This is a genomic window from Ruminiclostridium sufflavum DSM 19573, assembly GCF_003208175.1.
Classification (GTDB): domain Bacteria; phylum Bacillota; class Clostridia; order Acetivibrionales; family DSM-1351; genus Ruminiclostridium; species Ruminiclostridium sufflavum.
Window position 1 is genome coordinate 220,415 of record NZ_QKMR01000001.1, and the last position, 19,457, is coordinate 239,871.

Annotated in this window: 15 protein-coding genes; 1 reads left to right on the top strand and 14 read right to left on the bottom strand. The window is 39.6% G+C overall.

Annotated features, from left to right (window positions below; translation table 11 throughout):
- Positions 1–5: 5 nt before the first annotated feature.
- The 14 genes from LY28_RS00910 to LY28_RS00975 all read right to left on the bottom strand — a co-directional run bounded on the left by LY28_RS00910 (position 6) and on the right by LY28_RS00975 (position 17,934).
- Complete coding sequence (locus LY28_RS00910) at positions 6–791, bottom strand: ABC transporter permease (RefSeq protein ID WP_110460279.1); 786 nt, start codon at positions 789–791, stop codon at positions 6–8.
- Entirely contained in the window at positions 788–1,534 is a 747-nt protein-coding gene (locus tag LY28_RS00915; protein WP_110460280.1) for an ABC transporter ATP-binding protein, read from the bottom strand. Before LY28_RS00915 ends, LY28_RS00910 begins: the two co-directional genes overlap by 4 nt.
- Positions 1,535–1,563: 29 nt before the next feature.
- The gene (locus LY28_RS00920) at positions 1,564–2,298 is read right to left on the bottom strand and encodes an IclR family transcriptional regulator (RefSeq protein WP_110460281.1); all 735 of its coding nucleotides are present in this window, start codon (positions 2,296–2,298) and stop codon (positions 1,564–1,566) included.
- A gap of 224 nt (positions 2,299–2,522) precedes the next feature.
- Positions 2,523–3,944, bottom strand: coding sequence for an aspartate ammonia-lyase (locus LY28_RS00925; RefSeq protein WP_110460282.1), 1,422 nt, complete (start codon positions 3,942–3,944; stop codon positions 2,523–2,525).
- Between the two features lies 1 nt (position 3,945).
- Positions 3,946–4,848, bottom strand: a complete 903-nt coding sequence (locus LY28_RS00930; protein ID WP_242981111.1) for a dihydroorotate dehydrogenase — start codon at positions 4,846–4,848, stop codon at positions 3,946–3,948.
- Complete coding sequence (locus tag LY28_RS19440) at positions 4,841–5,548, bottom strand: dihydroorotate dehydrogenase electron transfer subunit (protein WP_110460284.1); 708 nt, start codon at positions 5,546–5,548, stop codon at positions 4,841–4,843. Before LY28_RS19440 ends, LY28_RS00930 begins: the two co-directional genes overlap by 8 nt.
- Before the next feature lie 9 nt (positions 5,549–5,557).
- The gene (locus LY28_RS00940; RefSeq protein WP_110460285.1) at positions 5,558–6,841 is read right to left on the bottom strand and encodes a dihydroorotase; all 1,284 of its coding nucleotides are present in this window, start codon (positions 6,839–6,841) and stop codon (positions 5,558–5,560) included.
- A complete protein-coding gene (locus tag LY28_RS00945) occupies positions 6,828–8,054 on the bottom strand; it encodes a hydantoinase/carbamoylase family amidase (protein ID WP_110460286.1) in 1,227 nt (408 codons plus the stop codon). The genes LY28_RS00940 and LY28_RS00945 overlap by 14 nt, the downstream gene beginning before the upstream one ends.
- 144 nt (positions 8,055–8,198) lie before the next feature.
- Positions 8,199–9,389: a PucR family transcriptional regulator gene (locus LY28_RS00950; RefSeq protein WP_110460287.1), complete on the bottom strand. Its 1,191-nt coding sequence runs from the start codon at positions 9,387–9,389 to the stop codon at positions 8,199–8,201.
- A 339-nt stretch (positions 9,390–9,728) separates the two neighbouring features.
- Positions 9,729–11,639, bottom strand: a complete 1,911-nt coding sequence (locus LY28_RS00955) for a MutS family DNA mismatch repair protein (RefSeq protein WP_110460288.1) — start codon at positions 11,637–11,639, stop codon at positions 9,729–9,731.
- A 209-nt stretch (positions 11,640–11,848) separates the two neighbouring features.
- Positions 11,849–13,042 (bottom strand): endo-1,4-beta-xylanase, encoded by a 1,194-nt coding sequence (locus LY28_RS00960; protein WP_110460393.1) that lies wholly within the window; start codon positions 13,040–13,042, stop codon positions 11,849–11,851.
- Between the two features lie 349 nt (positions 13,043–13,391).
- Positions 13,392–14,177: an inositol monophosphatase family protein gene (locus LY28_RS00965; RefSeq protein ID WP_110460289.1), complete on the bottom strand. Its 786-nt coding sequence runs from the start codon at positions 14,175–14,177 to the stop codon at positions 13,392–13,394.
- Entirely contained in the window at positions 14,174–15,883 is a 1,710-nt protein-coding gene (locus tag LY28_RS00970; RefSeq protein WP_110460290.1) for an AMP-dependent synthetase/ligase, read from the bottom strand. Before LY28_RS00970 ends, LY28_RS00965 begins: the two co-directional genes overlap by 4 nt.
- A 287-nt stretch (positions 15,884–16,170) precedes the next feature.
- Positions 16,171–17,934 carry a bifunctional homocysteine S-methyltransferase/methylenetetrahydrofolate reductase gene (locus LY28_RS00975; protein WP_110460291.1) on the bottom strand — a complete coding sequence of 588 codons (1,764 nt, stop codon included), beginning with the start codon at positions 17,932–17,934 and terminating at the stop codon, positions 16,171–16,173.
- A gap of 305 nt (positions 17,935–18,239) precedes the next feature.
- Between LY28_RS00975 and LY28_RS00980 the strand changes: the two genes are divergently transcribed.
- The gene (locus LY28_RS00980) at positions 18,240–18,854 is read left to right on the top strand and encodes a CAP domain-containing protein (protein ID WP_110460292.1); all 615 of its coding nucleotides are present in this window, start codon (positions 18,240–18,242) and stop codon (positions 18,852–18,854) included.
- The last annotated feature ends 603 nt before the right edge of the window (positions 18,855–19,457 follow it).

Sequence of the window (19,457 nt, forward strand, 5' to 3'; positions counted from 1 at the left end):
GCCTCCTATATCTTCTTTGATTCATGCCAGTACAAGGCTTTATTTTCCAGAATATTAATAATTTCATAAGTAACAATCCCAAGAATAATTGTTACGATTATTCCCGCTAAAAGCATCGGGGTGTTATAGGTTGAAGAAGCAAAGGTCAGTATATATCCAAGGCCTTGCTTTCCGGACATCCATTCGGCAACGATGGCTCCTATTACAGCCTGTACAATTGCAACCTTGAAGCTGGAAAACAGTGACGGTAATGAGTACAGCAATTCAATCTTGGAAAAAACCTGCCATTTAGAAGCCTTTAATACCTTCATAAGGTTCCTGACATCCTTGGGGATTGAATCCATACCAAGCATGGTACCTGACAAAACAGGGAAAAGCACCATGGAAATAATCAATATAATCTTGGAAACAAGTCCGATACCGAACCAGACAACAAACAGAGGAACCAACGCTATTTTCGGAGCAGTTTGTGCAAATATCAAATAAGGCATTAAAGCTGTTTTCAAGAAATCCACCTTCATAAAAATATATCCCAGCACAACACCAAGAAAAGCTCCTGCCAAAAAGCCTAAAATAACTTCAAATGTGGTAGTCCCCAAGTGCGCCCAGATGGTTCCGCCCGAAAACAAGTCCAAAAGGCCTTTCCCTACCTTGCCCGGACTGGGCAGAACATAGGCAGGAACATCCTTTATAGCTACATATAAATACCAGATTACAGTAAATATTCCGACGGATAATACATATTCAGAAACTCCTCTGAGGGTTTTAGTCATCTTACCGCTCTTTCTCATCCAATAATCCCCCTTAAATACTTGTTGTATTCACTGAATTTAGGATCATTTCTTGTAACCTCTCCGCGAGGACGAGGCAGATCGATACTAACAATCTCCTTAATTCTTCCGGGTCTCGGTGACATTACTACAACTCTGTCAGATAAAAAAACAGCCTCTTCAATACTATGGGTAACAAAAATAATTGTTTTCTTTGTTTTTTGCCAAATTTTTAACAATTCCTCATTTAAATGATCCCTTGTCAATGCATCCAAAGCACCAAAAGGCTCATCCATTAACAGCAGCGGCGCATCATAGGAAAGGGCTCTTACGATAGAAACTCTCTGCTTCATTCCTCCTGACAGCTCCCTTGGAAGAGCGGTTTTGAACTCTGTCAGGCCTGCCAGCTCCAGCAGCTCATCCAGCTTCTCCTCGTTTTCTTTTGTTTGCTTCTTCTGGATTACAAGCGGAAATTCTGCATTTTCTCTGACATTTTTCCATGGCAGCAGGACAGAATCCTGAAAAACAAAGCCCAGCTGCTGATTAACACCATCCTTATATAAAATTTCTCCGCTGGTAGCCTTGTCCAGATTGCCAATAATTTTTAACAAGGTTGATTTGCCACATCCGGACGGACCTATTATGGAAATAAATTCACTCTGCCCTATTTCCAAATTTACATCTTTTAAAGCCACAGTATCATCTTTTAACAAATTGTTATAAACCTTATTTAAATCCTTTAAAACCACACTATAATCGCTCATGATCGTCCCCCTTGAATAATGCATTCTTCTCAGCCAATGAGTCTTGAGATTTCTGAAGCACTGCTTTTTAATTCTGAAATGGTTTTTTCCGTAATATAATGCTCTCTTTTTAATGCCGCAAATGAAATTGTTGCGACTACATTATTATTCATGTCAAATATCGGACATGCTATTCCTTGAATCCCGAGCTGCAGCTCTTCGTCACATATCGCATATCCGTCTTTCTTAATTTCATCCAGCTCTCTGTATAATTCCTCCAAGCTGGTTTTCGTATAGGGTGTAGCCGCTTCCATCGATGTCTTGCTTAATTCCTGCTCTGCGGCTTTTCTATCCATAAAGGCACTGAACACTTTGCCGGCAGAAGTCACATGCAATGGCATTTCATATCCTATCTTAACCATGTACATTGAGGTATCTTTATTTTCTATATAATCAATACAAATAATATGGCTATTTTCCATAACACACAAAACGATTGTTTTATCCAGCTTCTTAGCCAGCTTCTTCATAACCGATTTAGCGCTGGAAACTAAACTGCTGTTTTTTGTTATTTGTGAGCATAACGTAAATAATTTATAACTGACTTTATATTTTTTAGTGTCTCCATCCTGTATAATAAAATGATTTTCTTTTAAGCCGGTTAAAATTCTATGAGTAGAACTCGCCGGAATGCCCAGCATTGTAGACAGCTCCGAAACAGACAGTCCGGTTGGCTCATTGCTCAAAAAGGTCAAGGCTTTCAAAGTACGGTCAATTATCTGCATAATATTATTTCTCCCGTTCCGATACACGGAATGATATTTCACTTTTGTGATAAAAAAAATATAGCACTTAGAAAGCCATTTGTCAATAATTGCGTTATTCTGTCATTTTTAATCTTTTTATGACTTTATATTAGCATAGTTACGCTTATTTGTCCCTGTTCTGTAAAACAAAAATAGCCCGGGATTTTTGTTTTACAGAACAAAGCCACTCTGTCTCTTAGTGCCTAGCCTACCGCTGCTTTACCTGTTATCCCCGGCTTTGTCATTGCTTCTGTATTCAATATTATGTCCAGCTGCTCTTCACTCAAAAGGCCTTCCTCAATAATCAAGGTGCGGATTGGTTTCCCTGTGTTCAAGGCTGTTTTTGCAATTTCTGCGGCTTTCATATATCCAACGTGCGGGCAAATTGCGGTAATAATTCCCACACTGTTTTCAACCAAAAACTTACAACGCTCCCTGTTTGCTGTAATTCCTTCAATGCAGTTATCTACCAGAGTTTCAACGGCATAGGTGATTGTCTCTACAGACTGAAGCAGCTTGTAAAAAATTATAGGCTCAAAGGCATTCAGCTCTAATTGTCCTGCTTCTGCTGCCATGGTAATGGTTAAATCATTTCCTATTACATTAAAGGCAACCTGATTCACCACCTCAGGAATTACAGGGTTTATCTTTCCCGGCATAATTGATGAGCCGTTCTGCTTAGGGGGAAGATTGATTTCTCCCAGCCCTGTTCTGGGCCCTGAAGACATAAGCCTTAAATCATTAGCCATTTTTGACAGATTTACGCTGCAGCTTTTAATGATACCTGAAACAACCACATACCCATCCAGATTCTGTGTTGCGTCTACCAAGTCAAAAGCCTGCATCAGATTAAGGCCGGAAATTTTAGCCAGATTCTGAACTATCCTCTGTATATACTGTTCATCTGCATTTATCCCTGTTCCGATAGCAGTACCTCCCAGGTTTACATACCTCATTTCATCCTTAGCTCTTTGCATACGGGATATGTCTCTTTCAACCGCGGCACTATATGCTTTAAATTCCTGTCCAAGACGAATCGGAACAGCATCCTGCAGCTGTGTTCTTCCCATCTTAATCACATCATCAAATTCGGCAGATTTTTTTATCAAGGCCTCATATAGACGCTTTAATTGTATTTCCAGCTTTTTCAGCAATTTATATACCGTCATTCTTCCGCATGTAGGGAAAACATCATTTGTGGATTGTCCGCAGTTTACATGGTCATTAGGATTTACAAGGGAATAGTCTCCCTTTTCCCCTCCTAAAAGCTCGATAGCCCTGTTGGCAACTACTTCATTGGCATTCATATTAATAGAGGTTCCTGCTCCGCCCTGTATTTGATCAACAATAAACTGCTCTCTGAATTTCCCTGAAATAACTTCATCACAAGCCTTTACAATAGCCTCTGCAATTTTTTTATCTATTAATCCCAATTCGCAGTTTGTAATAGCTGATGTCTTCTTTATTTCTACTATGCTTACAATCATCTCCGAATGCATGGCAGTTCCTGAAATCGGGAAGTTTTCAGAAGCACGCAGAGACTGTACGCCATAATAAGCATCCTCCGGCACCCGTTTCTCTCCTATTGAATCCTTCTCTATACGATAGTTTATTTGTTCCCGCATACTATATAATCCCTCTAATCTCTTTTAAGTCATATATTTTATTGCTTTCCATATAATTCCGTATACCTTCTGCAATAGCCAGCCCCATATCAGGCTTTATAAAAGAAGCTGTTCCGACCTGAATAACAGTTGCTCCCGCCATAATAAATTCTATTGCATCCATCCAGCTTGCTATTCCTCCCATGCCCATAATCGGTATCCGGACCCTTTTAGCCACCTGATTTACCATTCGTAGGGCAACCGGCTTAATTGCGGGACCGGACAAGCCTGCATATACATTATTAAATACCGGTTTTTTCTTCTTTATATCAATTGCCAGTGCCAAAAAGGTATTTACCATTGAAATTCCATCAGCTCCTTCTGCTTCGCACATTTCAGCTAAAGAAACAATATCCTCCGCATTTGGTGACAGCTTAATTGTCAGCCTGTGCTTGCAAAGCTTCCGGACTTCACGTACTATTTCCCTTGCCACTTCCGTCTTTATGCCGAAATTCATTCCTCCTGATTTTACATTGGGACATGAAATATTTAATTCTATAAAATCAACAAGAAACTGATTTAAATATTCAACAGCTTCCAAATAATCCTCACAGCAATGTCCTCCGACATTCACAATATTTACAAGGTTAAGGCTGTTTATCCATTCCAGATCCTGCTCTGCAAAGCTGTGGACACCCGGATTCTCCATTCCCACACTATTCATTATCCCGCTTGGTGTCTCCCATATCCTGATTCCTTCATTTCCGTCTCTTGCACACAGTGTAAGACCCTTTGAGGAAATTCCCCCTAATTTTTCTATATCAAATATCCCGCCGAATTCTCTTCCAAAGCCGCAGGTTCCTGATGCAAGAACAACAGGATTCTTAAAAGCAACACCGGCAAAATCCACCTTCGTATTACTCAATACCAAACACCTCCTCTCCGGGAAACACAGGGCCGTCCTTACAGACCTTTTTATTTCCGCCCGAGGTTTTACAGGTGCAAACCAAACATGCTCCCACACCGCAAGCCAATCTGTTTTCCATTGAAACATAAATCCCTGCCCTTGTATCCTTACATTTTTGGTACAGCAGCCGCATCATAATCATAGGACCGCAGGTCAGCACATAGTCATACCGGTTTGGATCAATATCCTCTATAATATAGCCTCCTACATTTATATGCACCTCATCGGCAACCTCCTTATATTCCTTCTCTAAAAGTGCCGTATCACTAAAGCCCAGATAAACATCCACTACACTTCCCGGATTGTATTCCTTTAATGTTTTTGCCGTCAGATAAAAAGGTGCTATTCCTACTCCTCCGCCTACCAATGCAATTCTTCCTTCAATTTTAGGAAAGGTATTGCCGTGAGGGCCTTCCAGAGTAATTTCGTCACCCTCCTTCAGCTTTGTAAATCTCTCTGTTCCTTCTCCTATTGCTTTGTACAAAAAAACAACACTTTCCTCATCCCTGTCAAATATGCTTATTGGCCTTGACAGCACAGGAAACTTGTCCCATGCTCTCAGCATATAGAACTGGCCCATTTCAGCATTATTTTTTTCTTCTGCCTTCATCAGGAAGAAATCTTTGGATAGCTGCCTATTCCATATAATTTTCCCCATATATACCTCCTAATATTTTTTCTGCAAATTATCCTTATATGCTATCCTGCCGTTACAAATAGTGTATTTTACCCTACCGTACAACTCCTGCCCTATAAACGGTGAATTACACGATTTCGAAACAAATTTATCCACCTTCCACTTTTCATTTTCATCAAAAATAACCAAATCCGCTGCAGCGCCCTCTTCTATACTTCCTACGCTCATTCTGTATAACCCGGCAGGATTCAGCGTCATCTTTTCAATAAGCTGAAGCATGGATAAGTGGCCCTTCCGTACCAGCTCTGTAACTCCTAACGCCAGCATTGTTTCCAATCCTATCATTCCGCTTGGTGCTTCCGTTAATGCCTTTTCCTTCTCCTGAGTACTGTGAGGGGCATGATCTGTGGCAATAATATCAATAGTACCGTCTTTCAGTCCCTCAATGATTTCATACCTGTCTTTTCTTGTTCTTACGGGCGGATTCACCTTTGCACAGCTGCCCTTTAGAAGCACCGAATCTTCTGTCAGGGAAAAATGATGCGGTGTGGCTTCCGCATATACCCTTGCTCCCATTTCCTTAGCAAGTCTCACCATTCGTACACTGTTCCCTGAACTGATATGCTGGATATGGACACATGCTCCGGTGTGTATGGCCAGCATACAATCCCGTGCAACCAAAACATCCTCGGCAGCCGCGGCAGCCCCGTTAATTCCCATTTTTTCAGCCACAGCGCCCTGATTTATTCCGGCATTGAAAACAAGTGAAGGATGCTCTTCATGAAGGCTCAGAGGAACATTTAAACGCTTTGCCTCCATCATAGCCTGTATAATAACCGGCTCGTCCAATATAGGCTTGCCGTCATCGCTAAAACCAACAGCCCCCGCTTTTTTAAGCTCGTCCATATCTGTAAGCTCTTTTCCTGACATTCCTTTAGTAACCGCTGCGACTGAGAGGACATTTATTTCTGTTTTTTTCCCTTGCTCCAGAACATATTTTAATATTTCCGTGCTGTCAACAACAGGATTAGTGTTTGCCATGCAGACAACGGTGGTAACTCCCCCCTTGGCGGCAGCCTTTGCTCCTGAAGAAATATTCTCTTTGTAGGTAAATCCCGGATCTCTGAAATGTACGTGTACATCTATCAAGCCCGGTGCTACAATCAAGCCTTTTGCCTCTATAATATCTTCGTATTCGTCACTTCTCTGGTATTTTCCGATTTTCACTATTTTGTTGTCTTGAATTACTACATCCAGATTATCATCCAATCTGCTTTTGGGGTCTATAACCCTTCCGTCCTTAATCAGAATCATAAGCTTCTCCTTTTAAATATTCGTAAATAACCCTTGCGCCGTCACAAATATTCTGAATTGATGTAAACTCCCTCTTATTGTGGCTTATCCCTTTCTCACAAGGAATAAAAATCATTGCTGTTTTACAGATTTCAGCGAAGGACATCGCATCATGTCCGGCACCGCTCATCATGACCCGATGTGACAGCTTAAGCTTCTTTGCTGCCGCCGCCAGCTTAAGCTGCATTTCCTGCGTCATTTTTATAGGAGGAATACTGCTGATTGTTTCTCTGAAATAAGTTAAACCTCTGTTTTCACATATCCTTTTTGCAGCAGTCTTAATTCTGTTTTCCGTCCTGTCCAGACTGGAGGCGTCAACTCCTCTAATATCCACTCCAAGCAGCACTTCGCCCGGGATTACATTCATTGCATTAGGATAATTGCGTACAACCCCTGCCGTTGCAACAGACTTATATACAGCCTCTTCTTTTCCTGCCTGCTCAATTTCCAGAATTAATTCGGCAGCTCCGCACAGGGCATCGTTTCTCATATCCATAGGCGTTGCTCCCGAATGCTCCGCCATTCCGTTTATATGAAAATAAAATCTTCGCGGTCCTGCAATTGTTTCAACTATTCCAATTTTATTATTGTATTCCTCCAGAACCTTTCCCTGCTCAATATGCAGCTCTATATACTCCTTGATTCCGGAAATTTTTTTGGGATGCAGCGTATAATTTTTTTCTTTGAAAATATCCTTCAAAAGCCTTCCATCTACGGACATAAGCTCTCCTATATCCTGCTTATAAACCTCTTCTGTTACTAAGCCGCTGCCTAATGTACATCTGCCGAAATTGCTGGATTCCTCACATCTGAAGGCACCCACAGCTATAGGCAGGCTCAGCTTGTCCAATTCAGCCCAATGTAAAATCAGAAGTCCTGTAATAATCCCAGCAACTCCGTCATATCTCCCTCCTTCAATAACAGAATCCAGATGAGAGCCAATTAAATAGCAGTCTCCTTTTTGTCCTTTATTATAAAGAAACGAGTTTCCGACCTCATCCTCAGAATATATATGTCCCTCGGCTTCTCCAAGCTTTTTAAATATTTCATGCATTTCATCTTCCTCTTTTGAGTAGCCGAGTCTTGTAACTCCTCCGTTTGCCGCACTTCCCACACTGTAAAATTTATCAAAAATATATTCTGCATAAGCTGTATCATCCAAATAATTTTTCATGGCTTTTCTCCTAATCACATACGCTAACCTTCCATATGCAGACTAGTATAGCAACTAAAAAAAATTTTTTCTATGTCTCTGAAATTAAAAAATTTTTTAGAAATTTGTCAAAAAAAACAAAGAAACCAAAGGTTTCTTTGTTTTTCATAATTCCTTGTTATTTCGATTAATCTTATCTATCAGAACAGCCAAATGCAGTTTAAAGTTATCATTGTTATCCTTAATATCCAAGCCCGTTATTTCATGAATTCTTTCCAGCCTGTACTTTATTGTATTTTTATGAACGTATAGGCTGTCCGCCGTCTTTTCTATACTTGCATTACATTCATAATAAGTATTCAGTGTACTGAGCAGTTCCTTATTCGTAACAGGCTTCAAAATTTTCTCGGAAAATTCTTTTGTGTCCTCCTTAAAAAGGTTATTCAAAACACAATACATTTCTATGTCCTCATAATTGTATACCTTTTCTCTCGGCCGGAATAAATACCCTGTGCGAACAGCCTTTAAGGCATTAAAGTAAGTATATTTTATACCTTTTATGTTTTTCTCTATAGTTCCATAACCAATTTTAACATCAATATCCTTTAAATAGTATTCCAACTGTTTTTCAGCTTCCTTCTCAATAAAAAAAAGGCCCTTCAAAACAGCTTCGGCACTGCATGCTTTAAATATAATCGAAATATCATTTTTCATTGATATCATTCCATTTGGAGAAATTTCACTTTGCTTAGCGGCATATTGTGCAAGAGCCTTGCCAACCCGCACCAAGCTGTCCGATTCCTCCCGGGAGGGTTCAAATCCGCTTGGAAAGCTGAAATTCATGGAGGTATAAAAGCTTCCCTCCACCAAAACTCCCAGCAAACGACCTCTTTCAATCATCAGGTTCTCATCGTTATAGTTATCAAAAATAATATCCTTAAGGTACTTTTCTATGACGATATTTACATCCTTATCCTCCAGTATAGCCGTCATGACACAAATAATAATATCATTATAGTGAACATCATAGGGTATTTCGAGCAAGGGTATTTTACAGGCATCAGCTGTTTTTACCAGTTCATCGGCTATTTCCTTCACATATTGTCCGGTTTTTATTGCTATACATGAGCAGGAGGATTTAGACAGCTTCTCAATCAGCTGACATTGCAAGCCTACATCATTTCGTACGGAATAAAGGCTTGTAATCAGAAAATCATTCCCTCGAAGCCATTTAGTTATATCAGGTACTTCCATTACCGTCACATACCCTACTCTGTTATCAAGCCCGTTATGTCCGCCGATAATCCTCAGGGTTCTCAATGCCGGAAGCTCCAATACATTTTTTACAGATATCATATCTTACCTCTGCTTAATTATATGCTGCTTACCAAAGTCAATTACTATCGGCTAAAGAACCGATGATATCGGCCGATAGCTTGGGTTGAAAGCCTTCGCGGCGACAGAATATCAGGCGATATTCATATCTGCCCTAATTGGCTTATATATTCTAGGATATCCTATATAAAACCGAAAAATACCGTAAAAATAATTATCGAAGCCAATTACTATCGGCTAAAGTGGAATCATATCGGACAGTATCCGCATCCGAAACCTTTTATACTCAATTTCATGATAACATAGAATTTGATATTTTAAAAGCTGTTGACGACATAACCTGAATTTTCAGCCTCTGAGCTATTCCTGTTCTTCAACGCTGACGCCCGCCATCCTCATCAGGTAAATAGCATTGCGGGTATCTGATACTCCCCTTCTGAGAAGATAATCAAAGTATATTTTATTGTCATTATAGTATTCCTTAAAGTGATAATTCCTTATATGCCCGTTGCTCTCCTGCTCCAAATCGGCAAGCTCAAGATCATGTGTTGACACCATCCCCCATGCGGCCTTCTTATCCAGCTGTTTAATAAGCATTTTCGCGCCTATATGCCTGTCTGCGGAATTAGTTCCTTTAAAAATTTCATCCAATAAGAAAAATACTCTTTCATCCCTGTCAACAGCTTCAACTACCATCTTAACCCTTAATAGCTCCGCATAAAATGAGGATATGTTTTGTCCGAGATTATCACTTGTTCTCATACATGCATACACCTTTAAAACAGGGCAGCTAAAAGCTTTTGCACAAACAGGCATCCCTAAATTTGAAAGAATGAGGCTTATTCCCACAGTTCTCAGAAAGGTACTTTTCCCGGACATATTTGACCCCGTAATCAAAAGTATGGGCTGCCTGCTGTCAAAGCTGATATCATTGCATTTTCTGTTTTTGTCAAGGAGCGGATGTCCCAGCTGCTCGGCACATATTCCCGAGCTAAGGTCTTCTGCTATTTCAGGCATTATAAACTCTGGATGGTCGTGACTGAGAACAGACATACTGCTTAAAGCCTCCATCTCGCCTATTATGTCAAACCACTCTTCAACAAATCTGCCGCTGGTCATTTTCCATTTTTCCAAGCTTACCAGGCAGTGAAAATCCCACAAGGTGGCTGCATTTACAACTGCATGCAGGAAATTATACCTGTTGGCAATCAATTCCCACAGCTTTGAAAGCCTGTCTATCTGCTTCCATGCCGGCTCCTCCGATTTACCCTTCAGGGAATTTTTCAGACCATTGATGTATGCACTTTCAAACCTTTCAGATTCAAATTGCTTTAGAACCGCACTGTATACCTTCAATGTATTGGCATACTTTTCCACCGTTTCAAAGCTTTTGTTCCTGAAATTCACTCTATATGCCAGCATCAAAAACTGAATAATAAAGCCGGCAGCAGGAAGCAAAACAGAAACCACGCCAATTATGGCAAGCATCAGTGATATTATTGTCACAGCCGGAAGTACAATAATTAAAATTTTAAAGCCGACAGAGCTGTAAAGCTTGTTTTCCTGCTTTGCCCAGCCATATATATCCTCCGGTTTATTCATTGTGTCCAGCAAGGTCCTGCTTTTTTTCTTACTGCCATAGGCACTGCCTGTTTGCCTGCCTTCATTATTTTTTTCTTCATCCTCAAGCAAGGATATATTTTTATTTGATATCAGTGCATTCGATAACATTCTATGCCTGAAAGCAAGCTTTCCTGATAATTCAGTCACAGCCTTCTGTCTTTCGGAAATAGCCTTTCTGTTATCAAGAGGATTCAACAGCAATTCAGCCAGCTTATGCCTTCCCGAATATGTTGATGTCATGTTAATCATCTGAAATAGTGAGCTTTTCCCGAATATGTCTAAATCATATGTGTAATTGTGCTCATGATTTTCGAATTCCTCACCTGTATCGGAAAATTCAGTCCATTTTCCGTTTATTCTTTTTAAGCACATTTTATTTATCTGAAGCATAGCTGAAGTATATATTTTTCTCTTTATAATTTTATTGTGAATAACAGCAAGATATATAAATGCAGCTGTAAAAACAATCAACTGGGCCAGCATAAAAATAAGCTGGTTAAATATATAGAGAATTACTGCCGCCGCTATTCCAGAAAAAAACACCAACAGCTTATAATTGCCGAGAGAACTGCCTTTTCGCGTGTATATGCCCAGTTTCGCAGAATATATATCAACCCGTTTACTGTATTTTTTTTCAGGTGCTGTCATTGCCATTTCCTCCGTTTAAATTGAATTATAGTATATGCCGGATACCACTAATGCATATGATACCAATCTTTACAGTAAAATACCATATTAATTTTTACAGATAGCAACGAAATACCATTTCCCTTTAAAACCCTAAAAAGTATGGTATCAAAAACATATGCTTCTGATACCATACCCTAACATTGATTTATTTTATTTGTAAAAAGCGCCTATACCGGAAGTGTTGTTATTATTTTAAGCAGATATTTCTTCATTATCGCAAGATCCAATGCATCTATTGTTCCGCTTTTATCCAGATCAGCGGCAAGCTTTCCGTCCTTGGAGGAGAAGTCGCTTATCTGCCCAAGCAAGTACTGCTTTAATTGCGCATTATCGATGGCATCCACTGCCTTGTCGCCGTTCAGATCTCCGTATATAAAAGCAGGCTCCGGTTCTCCGCCGTGCGTAGACATATATTCCTTGAGCCACTTCATTGCGGCACGTTCAGTATTATTTGAATTCAGTATACCTGTACCGGATCTCCATGTTTTCCCTTCAACATAGCCCCAGAGTGTTACACCCTTAACATTAGGGTTCTCCCAGAAAACAGGGAATTTTTCCTTATATCTTTGCATCTGTGTGTTTTCATCGCCTGTCATATCCAGCTCTGACACATATATAGGAAGCCCTGTTGCCGATAATTTATTAAGAACTGTATTCATAGTGCTTACGGTAACTGTATCCATATTGAAGTTATGGCATTGTATTCCTATGCCATCCACCAATCCTCTGGCCTTCAGGAGATTTATAATAGTAAGATAATTATTAGTTGCATTGACATCGCTTATTATCCCATATTCATTTATAAGCAGCTTACTGTTAGGGAAAGCCTGCCTTGCCTGCTCGAATGACCAGATAATCCAATCCCAGCCCGTTGTGCCGGCTCCTCCGATTGCATTTCTGTAGGATGCCGGAGCATGCAGCGGCTCATTAACAACATCTACAAATTGTGTATCCGGATACCTTTTTCCTGCAGCCTGAATCCACTCCAGAACCTCAGCCTTCTGGTCGGCCTGAGAAAGCCCTCCTATCCAGCCTGGCTCCTGACTTCCCCATACAAGTGTATGAAACTTGAACGGCATATTTTTGCTTTTCGCGTAATTGTAAATCAAATCTACATTTCCCCAATTGAAGCTGTCTCTGCTTGGCTCTGCAGATCCCCACTTACTGGCATTTTCAGGTGTTACCTGATTCCAGTAAGTGTCATAATCAGCAGGAACACTGGAAGCAATAATATTCCCCAGAAATTTTTCACCGGAAGACATACCAGCAGCGCTGGCCAAGCCTGACGGTAAAAGAGCTGAAAGCATGGCCGCCGATAATATCAGTGCCGCACCTCTTTTAAAAATTTTTGAACATTGCATACCCCTTTTTCCCCCTTAATTTTTTTATTGAAAACTATTTATGCTTACAGAATATCAGCTGCAGATATACCGACCCCGTTCAGGCAAAAAATTTAGCAAAGCTTTCACGGCGGTACGCAGGTTTTCACAGCCCGAAAATTCACTATGCTTGTACAAGCTCTGTTTTCAAGCCCTTCAAACTAATCTGCTGTAATTATTCATAAGCATATACAGCTTCCAATTCCATATATATGTACGCAAAAAACACCTACACTATATAATGCGTATGTGTCAGGTGTTTTTATGTAGTTAAAGCAATTTTTTATTTACAATTATCGAATAACTATTACATTTTTTTCTATTTAAGTATCTATATAACAGCCCTTATTAACTCATCGTGAATATACCCATTTGTGACAATAGCGGCTGCTTTACTTAAATAGCTGAGTCTTTTGCCCTGCCAGTCTGTAATTCTGCCTCCTGCCTCTTCCAATATTATGGATGCCCCTGCATAGTCCCAAGGCTGAAGCTCCATTTCATAAAAGCCATCCGAACGGCCGGCGGCAACGTTACAGATATCTAATGCGGCTGAGCCTGTACGTCTGACATCACGGCATTTCAGGAAAACATTTCTGGTGACTCTAAAGGTCTCGTCAGCCTTTTCCCTGTCATAAGGAGATGTTCCAAAGGTCAGCAGGCTATCCTTAAGCAGCCTGTTGTCCGTCACTCTTATTTTCTGATTATTTACAAATGCGCCCTTCCCTTTCTGTGCGGTAAACATCTCTTCTAAATAGGGGTTATATACTATTCCGGCACAGGGTACCCCTTCTGCAAAAAGCCCCAGCGCAACAGCGGAATATTTGAATCCGTACATCAAATTCGTTGTGCCGTCAACAGGATCAAGAATCCATGTATATTTCCCAAATGAGTATTCATTCCCGATTGTTTCCTCAGCTATGATATTGCTTTCCGGAAGTATAGCCTTCAAGCCTCCGATAATTTTCTCCTGAACCCGTATATCGATTTCTGTTACAAAATTAGCCGTACCGCTTTTGGAAAACACCTTTTTATCATCCATACTGCTGAGAAGCATTTTCCCGGCTTCTCTTACTAACTTTACTGCCTCTTCCACTATTGATTCCTCTATTGTTTTCATTTAAGCTCCTGATACCTCTTTATCTTTTTTGTTGTTGTTTTTTCAAATTCACTGTCCTGAAGAGTAAATTCCTTTACAGCCTTATAATTGACTAATTCCTTATTTATCTTCTTGACTTCGGAGCCTATCAAAGCAGTTATATCCTGTTCTGAAATAATACCTTCCTTTATATCCTCTTCAATTTTTTCCTTGTCCGGAACTATTTTTGCGCAAACAATTATATCATCTTTGTCATCACGCCCATAAACCAAGGCTTCTTTAATATAATCACTTCTGCCAAGAAGAGTCTCTATCTCTTCAGGATACACATTCTTGCCATTTTTAGTTAAAATCATGTTTTTCATTCTTCCGGTTATGTGAATAAATCCGTCTGAATCAAAATATCCCATATCTCCGGTATAAAACCAGCCGTCTTTGACAGCTGCATCGGTTGCTTCCTTATTTTCATAATACCCCAGCATAACACTCGGGCCTGATACCTTAATTTCGCCTATTCCATCTGAACTGGGGCTGTCTATGACTACCTTCAGTCCCGGAAGAGGCAGACCTGCGGCATCAAACTTGAACCAGCAATCTCTGTTTAATGCGACTATCGGTGCACATTCAGTCAGTCCGTATCCCTGTACAAGCTTTATACCGATATCCTTAAATCCCTTTGATACCTCAGGATTAATTGCAGCGGCTCCGCTTATAAACAACCTCAGATGCCCGCCCAAGGCTTCATGAATTTCTGAAAAAAGCGTTCTTTTAACATCTAAATGAAATATGCTTAATATATTACTCAGCTTGATTGCAAATTTAAGCTTTTTCTCCGCACCCGGCTTCTTTTTGACTGTATTGATAAGCTGCTTGTAAATTGATTCAAAAACAAGAGGAACTCCATTCATAACTGTACATTTTGATTCTCTCAGATTTTTGACAATATGCCTTAGCCCCTCGCAATATGCTATTGTACAGCCTCTGTACATCTGGCAAAGAAAACCGCAGGTACATTCGTAGGTGTGATGGGGAGGCAATACGGACAGAAAAACATCCTTATCATCAATATACAGCATAGAACACATAGCCATCAAATTTGCAGCAATATTTCTGTGTGAAAGCATAACTGCCTTTGACTTATCAGTAGTTCCAGATGTAAACAAAAGTATCTTCATTTCTTCATTATCAATTTCCGCATCAAGAAACTCCCGGCTGCCTTGTTCAAGCAGCTCATACCCTTTTTTAAGCAGCTTCCCATAGGATATCTGTCCTCCGGTATCCTCTTCTAAATCCATATTTATAAAATATTTGCAGGTATCTGCACTCTTCATTATCTTTTCAATCTTTGCGGAAACACTACCCGAAAAAATAACAGCATCTGAGTAGCTCCTCTGTATGCAATTTTCTATTTCATTCTGAGGAAGCTCTCTGTCCAGAGGAACAACAATACCTGTACCGTTGCAGACTCCCAGATATGACGTAGACCATTCGTATCTGTTTTCACCTATTATTGCAATCCTTTTATCCTTCAGTCCCAAGCTTATCAACGCAGTTCCCAAAGCATCTATATCCGATTTGTATTTTCTGAAGGATACAGGAATGTAATCCTGATTCCCCTTCTCCTTAACTAAAAATGCAGGCTTATCAGAATATAAATTTGCACTTTGTTCAAGCATATCTCTTAGATTGGAAATTTCTCTAACCTCATATAAGGGTTTGTTTTTCATACTAACCTCCACGCCCAATCCGGGCACAAAAATTTGGCAAGACTTCGTGGAGGTACGCAGTTAATTTGCAACCATGTCTTAATTCCTTCAAGCTAACCTCCACACCCAATTCGGGCACAAAAATTCGGCAAAGACTTCTTGGAGCTGTTTTGCCAGCCTCCGCACTAAATATCAATTACAAAATCGCACTAAATGATTTTATCATATTTTCTTGTATTATGTCACATATCAATAAATATTAATATAATTGATTTAGTATAAATAAATTTATTTAGCTAAAAGCACAATCATATATTAATTTCCCTAATCATTTTTATTAACTCACAGATTACATGAGTCCTTTTGAGCGGAGTCATCAAATAAAAACCTGATACATGCTTATATAATTTATTTATGCTCTTCATAGAAAAATTTATTCCAATACGCTCTGATTCTTCCCGGCTTTTGTCTCTGAACAGCTCAATTGTCTCCTCATCAATTTCTATTCCGGGAACTTCATTATTTATGAACTGTGCATTTTTATAGCCCACAAGAGGCATTATTCCGGCAAATACAGGTACCTTTAGAGTCTGAACCGCCCTGACGGCATTATTTATTCCTGCGTCTGTATATACCGCCTGTGTGAGGAAATATCCTATGCCATTTTCAATTTTATTTACCGAACGTCTTAATTCGGCATCAAAGTTAACAGCATTGACATTAAGAGCCCCTCCGATTTTAAATTCCCCGTCATGGAATACATTACTGTTCAGACTGGATATATAGCCTGCAAGCTTTGATGAATTTATGCTGAATACACCCTTTATATTTTCCCGTTCAGTATGTGCTATAGGGTCACCGGTAATCGTTAAAATATTTCTGATTCCTTCTATATGAAGTCCCAGAAGCATTGCCTTTATACCTAAAAGATTTTTATCCCTGCAGGTTATATGCGGCATTACAGGTATCCCTGCTTCCCGATAAATTTTCGAAGCAAGTATGGAACTGTCCGCCCGTGCTTTTGCCAGAGGTGAATCCGCTATAGTAATCATATCTGCACCTGCCTGCTTTAATAAAAAGGCATCCTTAAGCATATACTCCCATTTGGTATCAAAGGGGGGATCTATCTCGACCAGAATAGGCTTTTTGCTTTCCAGCAGCTTATACAGAACATTTTCTTCTGACGGTACGCAAGCTGTACTATTTACTTTGTGAGCCAAATTACCTTCCTGATGATTATTGGCATCAAGCAGCCCTGCCAATGCAGCAATATGCTTGGGCGTAGTCCCGCAGCAGCCTCCTAATATTTGCACTCCCATTTTTTTTAAATCAAGAATTTTTTCAGCAAAGTAATCCGAATTATCGATAAATAAATCCCTGCCTCTTTCAGATGACGGATATCCTGAGTTTGGCATTATTATAATTCTTCTGCCCTGAATATTTAAGTCCTTAACAAGTCTGCACATGTGCGCAGGACCGCTGATACAATTCAGCCCGCATGCATCAGCCAGCCCGCTTGTACTGACCTTGTCAATTATGTCCTTATAAAATAATCCCTCTTTTGTATATCCATCCGGATATACAGCAAATGACGCTATAATAACAGCCTTTGGTATCCTCAAGCGTATGTATGCTGATAATTCAAGCAGAATATCATAGCCTGAAAAGGTTTCAAATAAAAAGTTCTCTGCACCGCATGAAATAAAAATATCAACTATCTTTTTATACTCCTCCGGTGCCGATATATTTTCATCCATGGGCAACGGACCAATATCCGCAAAAACTGCCGCAGCTGTCCCTTCTGCTGCCCTCTTGGCAATTTCCCAGCCTTTTATAATAATCTTATCTGCTTCCGACTGATCACAAGCCAATGAAAACCGGTTTGCACCAAAGGTATTGGATTTAATCGCATTAGCACCCGCAGATATATATTCCCTATGAATGTCATAAATCGAATCTCTGTCAAAAAGATTTGCAAGCTCACACGCTGTGTTTTTATTGAATTTTGATGAATAATAGGTGCCAATGGCCCCGTCAAACAAAAAATATTCCTTCCCCTCAAAAATACTCATAACACCTCTAATCCTTATGCATTCTTTATTTATGTCCTCAGAAAGTTATTATACTTTTTGTTTGTGTGAGAGTCAATTACTATCAGCTAAAGAACCGAGGCTATCAGACGATAGCTTGAATTTAAGAAATTCAATTGAAGTATTTATTTCATAAATTTTAAATATTTTCTTGTCATAATATCTATTTTTTCCTCAAATAATATTAATCAAGTAAATATTTAAACCTAAAATAAATTATAAGGAGGAGTCCCATACGGCAAAAATAGGTTTAAGCAAAATACCGTATATGGACATAGTAATAGTATATGAAAAAAAAACTTTTATTATTAGTAGCAGTGATTTTCAGTATAAGCGTAGTGGAAGCTGCCGCGCAGACAACCTATACCGTAAAGTCAGGTGACAGCATCTGGAAAATCGCTGTAAAGTATGAGACAGGCATCAGTGAAATTCTGGCGAAAAATCCTCAAATAAAGAATCCCGGCTTGATTTACCCGGGACAAAAGCTTACGATACCGGATCAAAGCAGTGTCAAAACAATGGAAGCCGAAGTAATGAGGCTGGTTAACGTTGAAAGATCCAAAAAGGGACTGCAGGCGTTAAAAGCAGACTGGCAAATATCAAGAGTAGCCAGATACAAATCACAGGATATGATAAACAAAAAATACTTTTCACACACCTCTCCCACATACGGGTCACCGTTTAAAATGCTGGAATCCTTCGGGATAAGGTTCTCTTCAGCAGGTGAAAATATCGCCTACGGTCAAAAAACTCCGGCGGCGGTTATGAAAAGCTGGATGGGCTCAGCAGGTCACAAGGCTAATATTTTGAGTCCCTCATATACCCATATCGGCGTAGGACTTGCAAAAAACAGCAATGGCTTATGTTATTGGACACAAATGTTCATAAAGCCTTTAAAGTAATATACAGGTCTACACTGCTTGCCGGGTGAAACCCAAAGCTTTGTATGATAAGCCTTCTCGCAACAGAATATTATCCGCGGTATTTTCTTGCGCGAAGGCAGCTGCTTTTAAAGACAGTTAAAAAACATAATCTGTCTGAAAATCGATAGTATCTTGATATTTTAGTGTGCTAGGGCTTGGAGCCATAATTGACGTTATTCAGCTTTTTTATTCCAAAAGATATTTTTTTTAAATTTCTTTGGAGTAAAGGAGCTTTTTGTATTACCTACGTAGCAGGTGAGCAATTCATCATACTGCTTGTTATACACTTCCATTGATATAATATCACTGTCACTGAGCAATAATTCATTATCCGTATTTCTTTATTCATTTCATATGTATAGTAATCTATTCCGGTAAAAAAAATCCGAAATATTAAAATTTAATTTTAAAGCCTTTTGCAGGTTTTTAACAGCATAATAAGGCTATTTAGCATATTTATGTCACATTTGCTCACGAGTTGACATAACATAAGAATGTGTGCTATTATACTGATGTGCTTTCATACAGACAATTGCTATCATATGGAAAGATTATAGTATCCCTGCGGTATAGCACCGCGAT

What these genes read in the sequence shown, in the direction of transcription:
- LY28_RS19440 (WP_110460284.1), bottom strand. Translation starts at nt 5,548, where the DNA reads ATGGGGAAAATTATATGGAATAGGCAGCTATCCAAAGATTTCTTCCTG.
- LY28_RS00950 (WP_110460287.1), bottom strand. Translation starts at nt 9,389, where the DNA reads ATGATATCTGTAAAAAATGTATTGGAGCTTCCGGCATTGAGAACCCTG.
- LY28_RS00970 (WP_110460290.1), bottom strand. Translation starts at nt 15,883, where the DNA reads ATGAAAAACAAACCCTTATATGAGGTTAGAGAAATTTCCAATCTAAGA.
- LY28_RS00915 (WP_110460280.1), bottom strand. Translation starts at nt 1,534, where the DNA reads ATGAGCGATTATAGTGTGGTTTTAAAGGATTTAAATAAGGTTTATAAC.
- LY28_RS00960 (WP_110460393.1), bottom strand. Translation starts at nt 13,042, where the DNA reads ATGCAATGTTCAAAAATTTTTAAAAGAGGTGCGGCACTGATATTATCG.
- LY28_RS00980 (WP_110460292.1), top strand. Translation starts at nt 18,240, where the DNA reads ATGAAAAAAAAACTTTTATTATTAGTAGCAGTGATTTTCAGTATAAGC.
- LY28_RS00925 (WP_110460282.1), bottom strand. Translation starts at nt 3,944, where the DNA reads ATGCGGGAACAAATAAACTATCGTATAGAGAAGGATTCAATAGGAGAG.
- LY28_RS00965 (WP_110460289.1), bottom strand. Translation starts at nt 14,177, where the DNA reads ATGAAAACAATAGAGGAATCAATAGTGGAAGAGGCAGTAAAGTTAGTA.
- LY28_RS00975 (WP_110460291.1), bottom strand. Translation starts at nt 17,934, where the DNA reads ATGAGTATTTTTGAGGGGAAGGAATATTTTTTGTTTGACGGGGCCATT.
- LY28_RS00910 (WP_110460279.1), bottom strand. Translation starts at nt 791, where the DNA reads ATGAGAAAGAGCGGTAAGATGACTAAAACCCTCAGAGGAGTTTCTGAA.
- LY28_RS00920 (WP_110460281.1), bottom strand. Translation starts at nt 2,298, where the DNA reads ATGCAGATAATTGACCGTACTTTGAAAGCCTTGACCTTTTTGAGCAAT.
- LY28_RS00955 (WP_110460288.1), bottom strand. Translation starts at nt 11,639, where the DNA reads ATGACAGCACCTGAAAAAAAATACAGTAAACGGGTTGATATATATTCT.
- LY28_RS00945 (WP_110460286.1), bottom strand. Translation starts at nt 8,054, where the DNA reads ATGAAAAATTATTTGGATGATACAGCTTATGCAGAATATATTTTTGAT.
- LY28_RS00940 (WP_110460285.1), bottom strand. Translation starts at nt 6,841, where the DNA reads ATGATTCTGATTAAGGACGGAAGGGTTATAGACCCCAAAAGCAGATTG.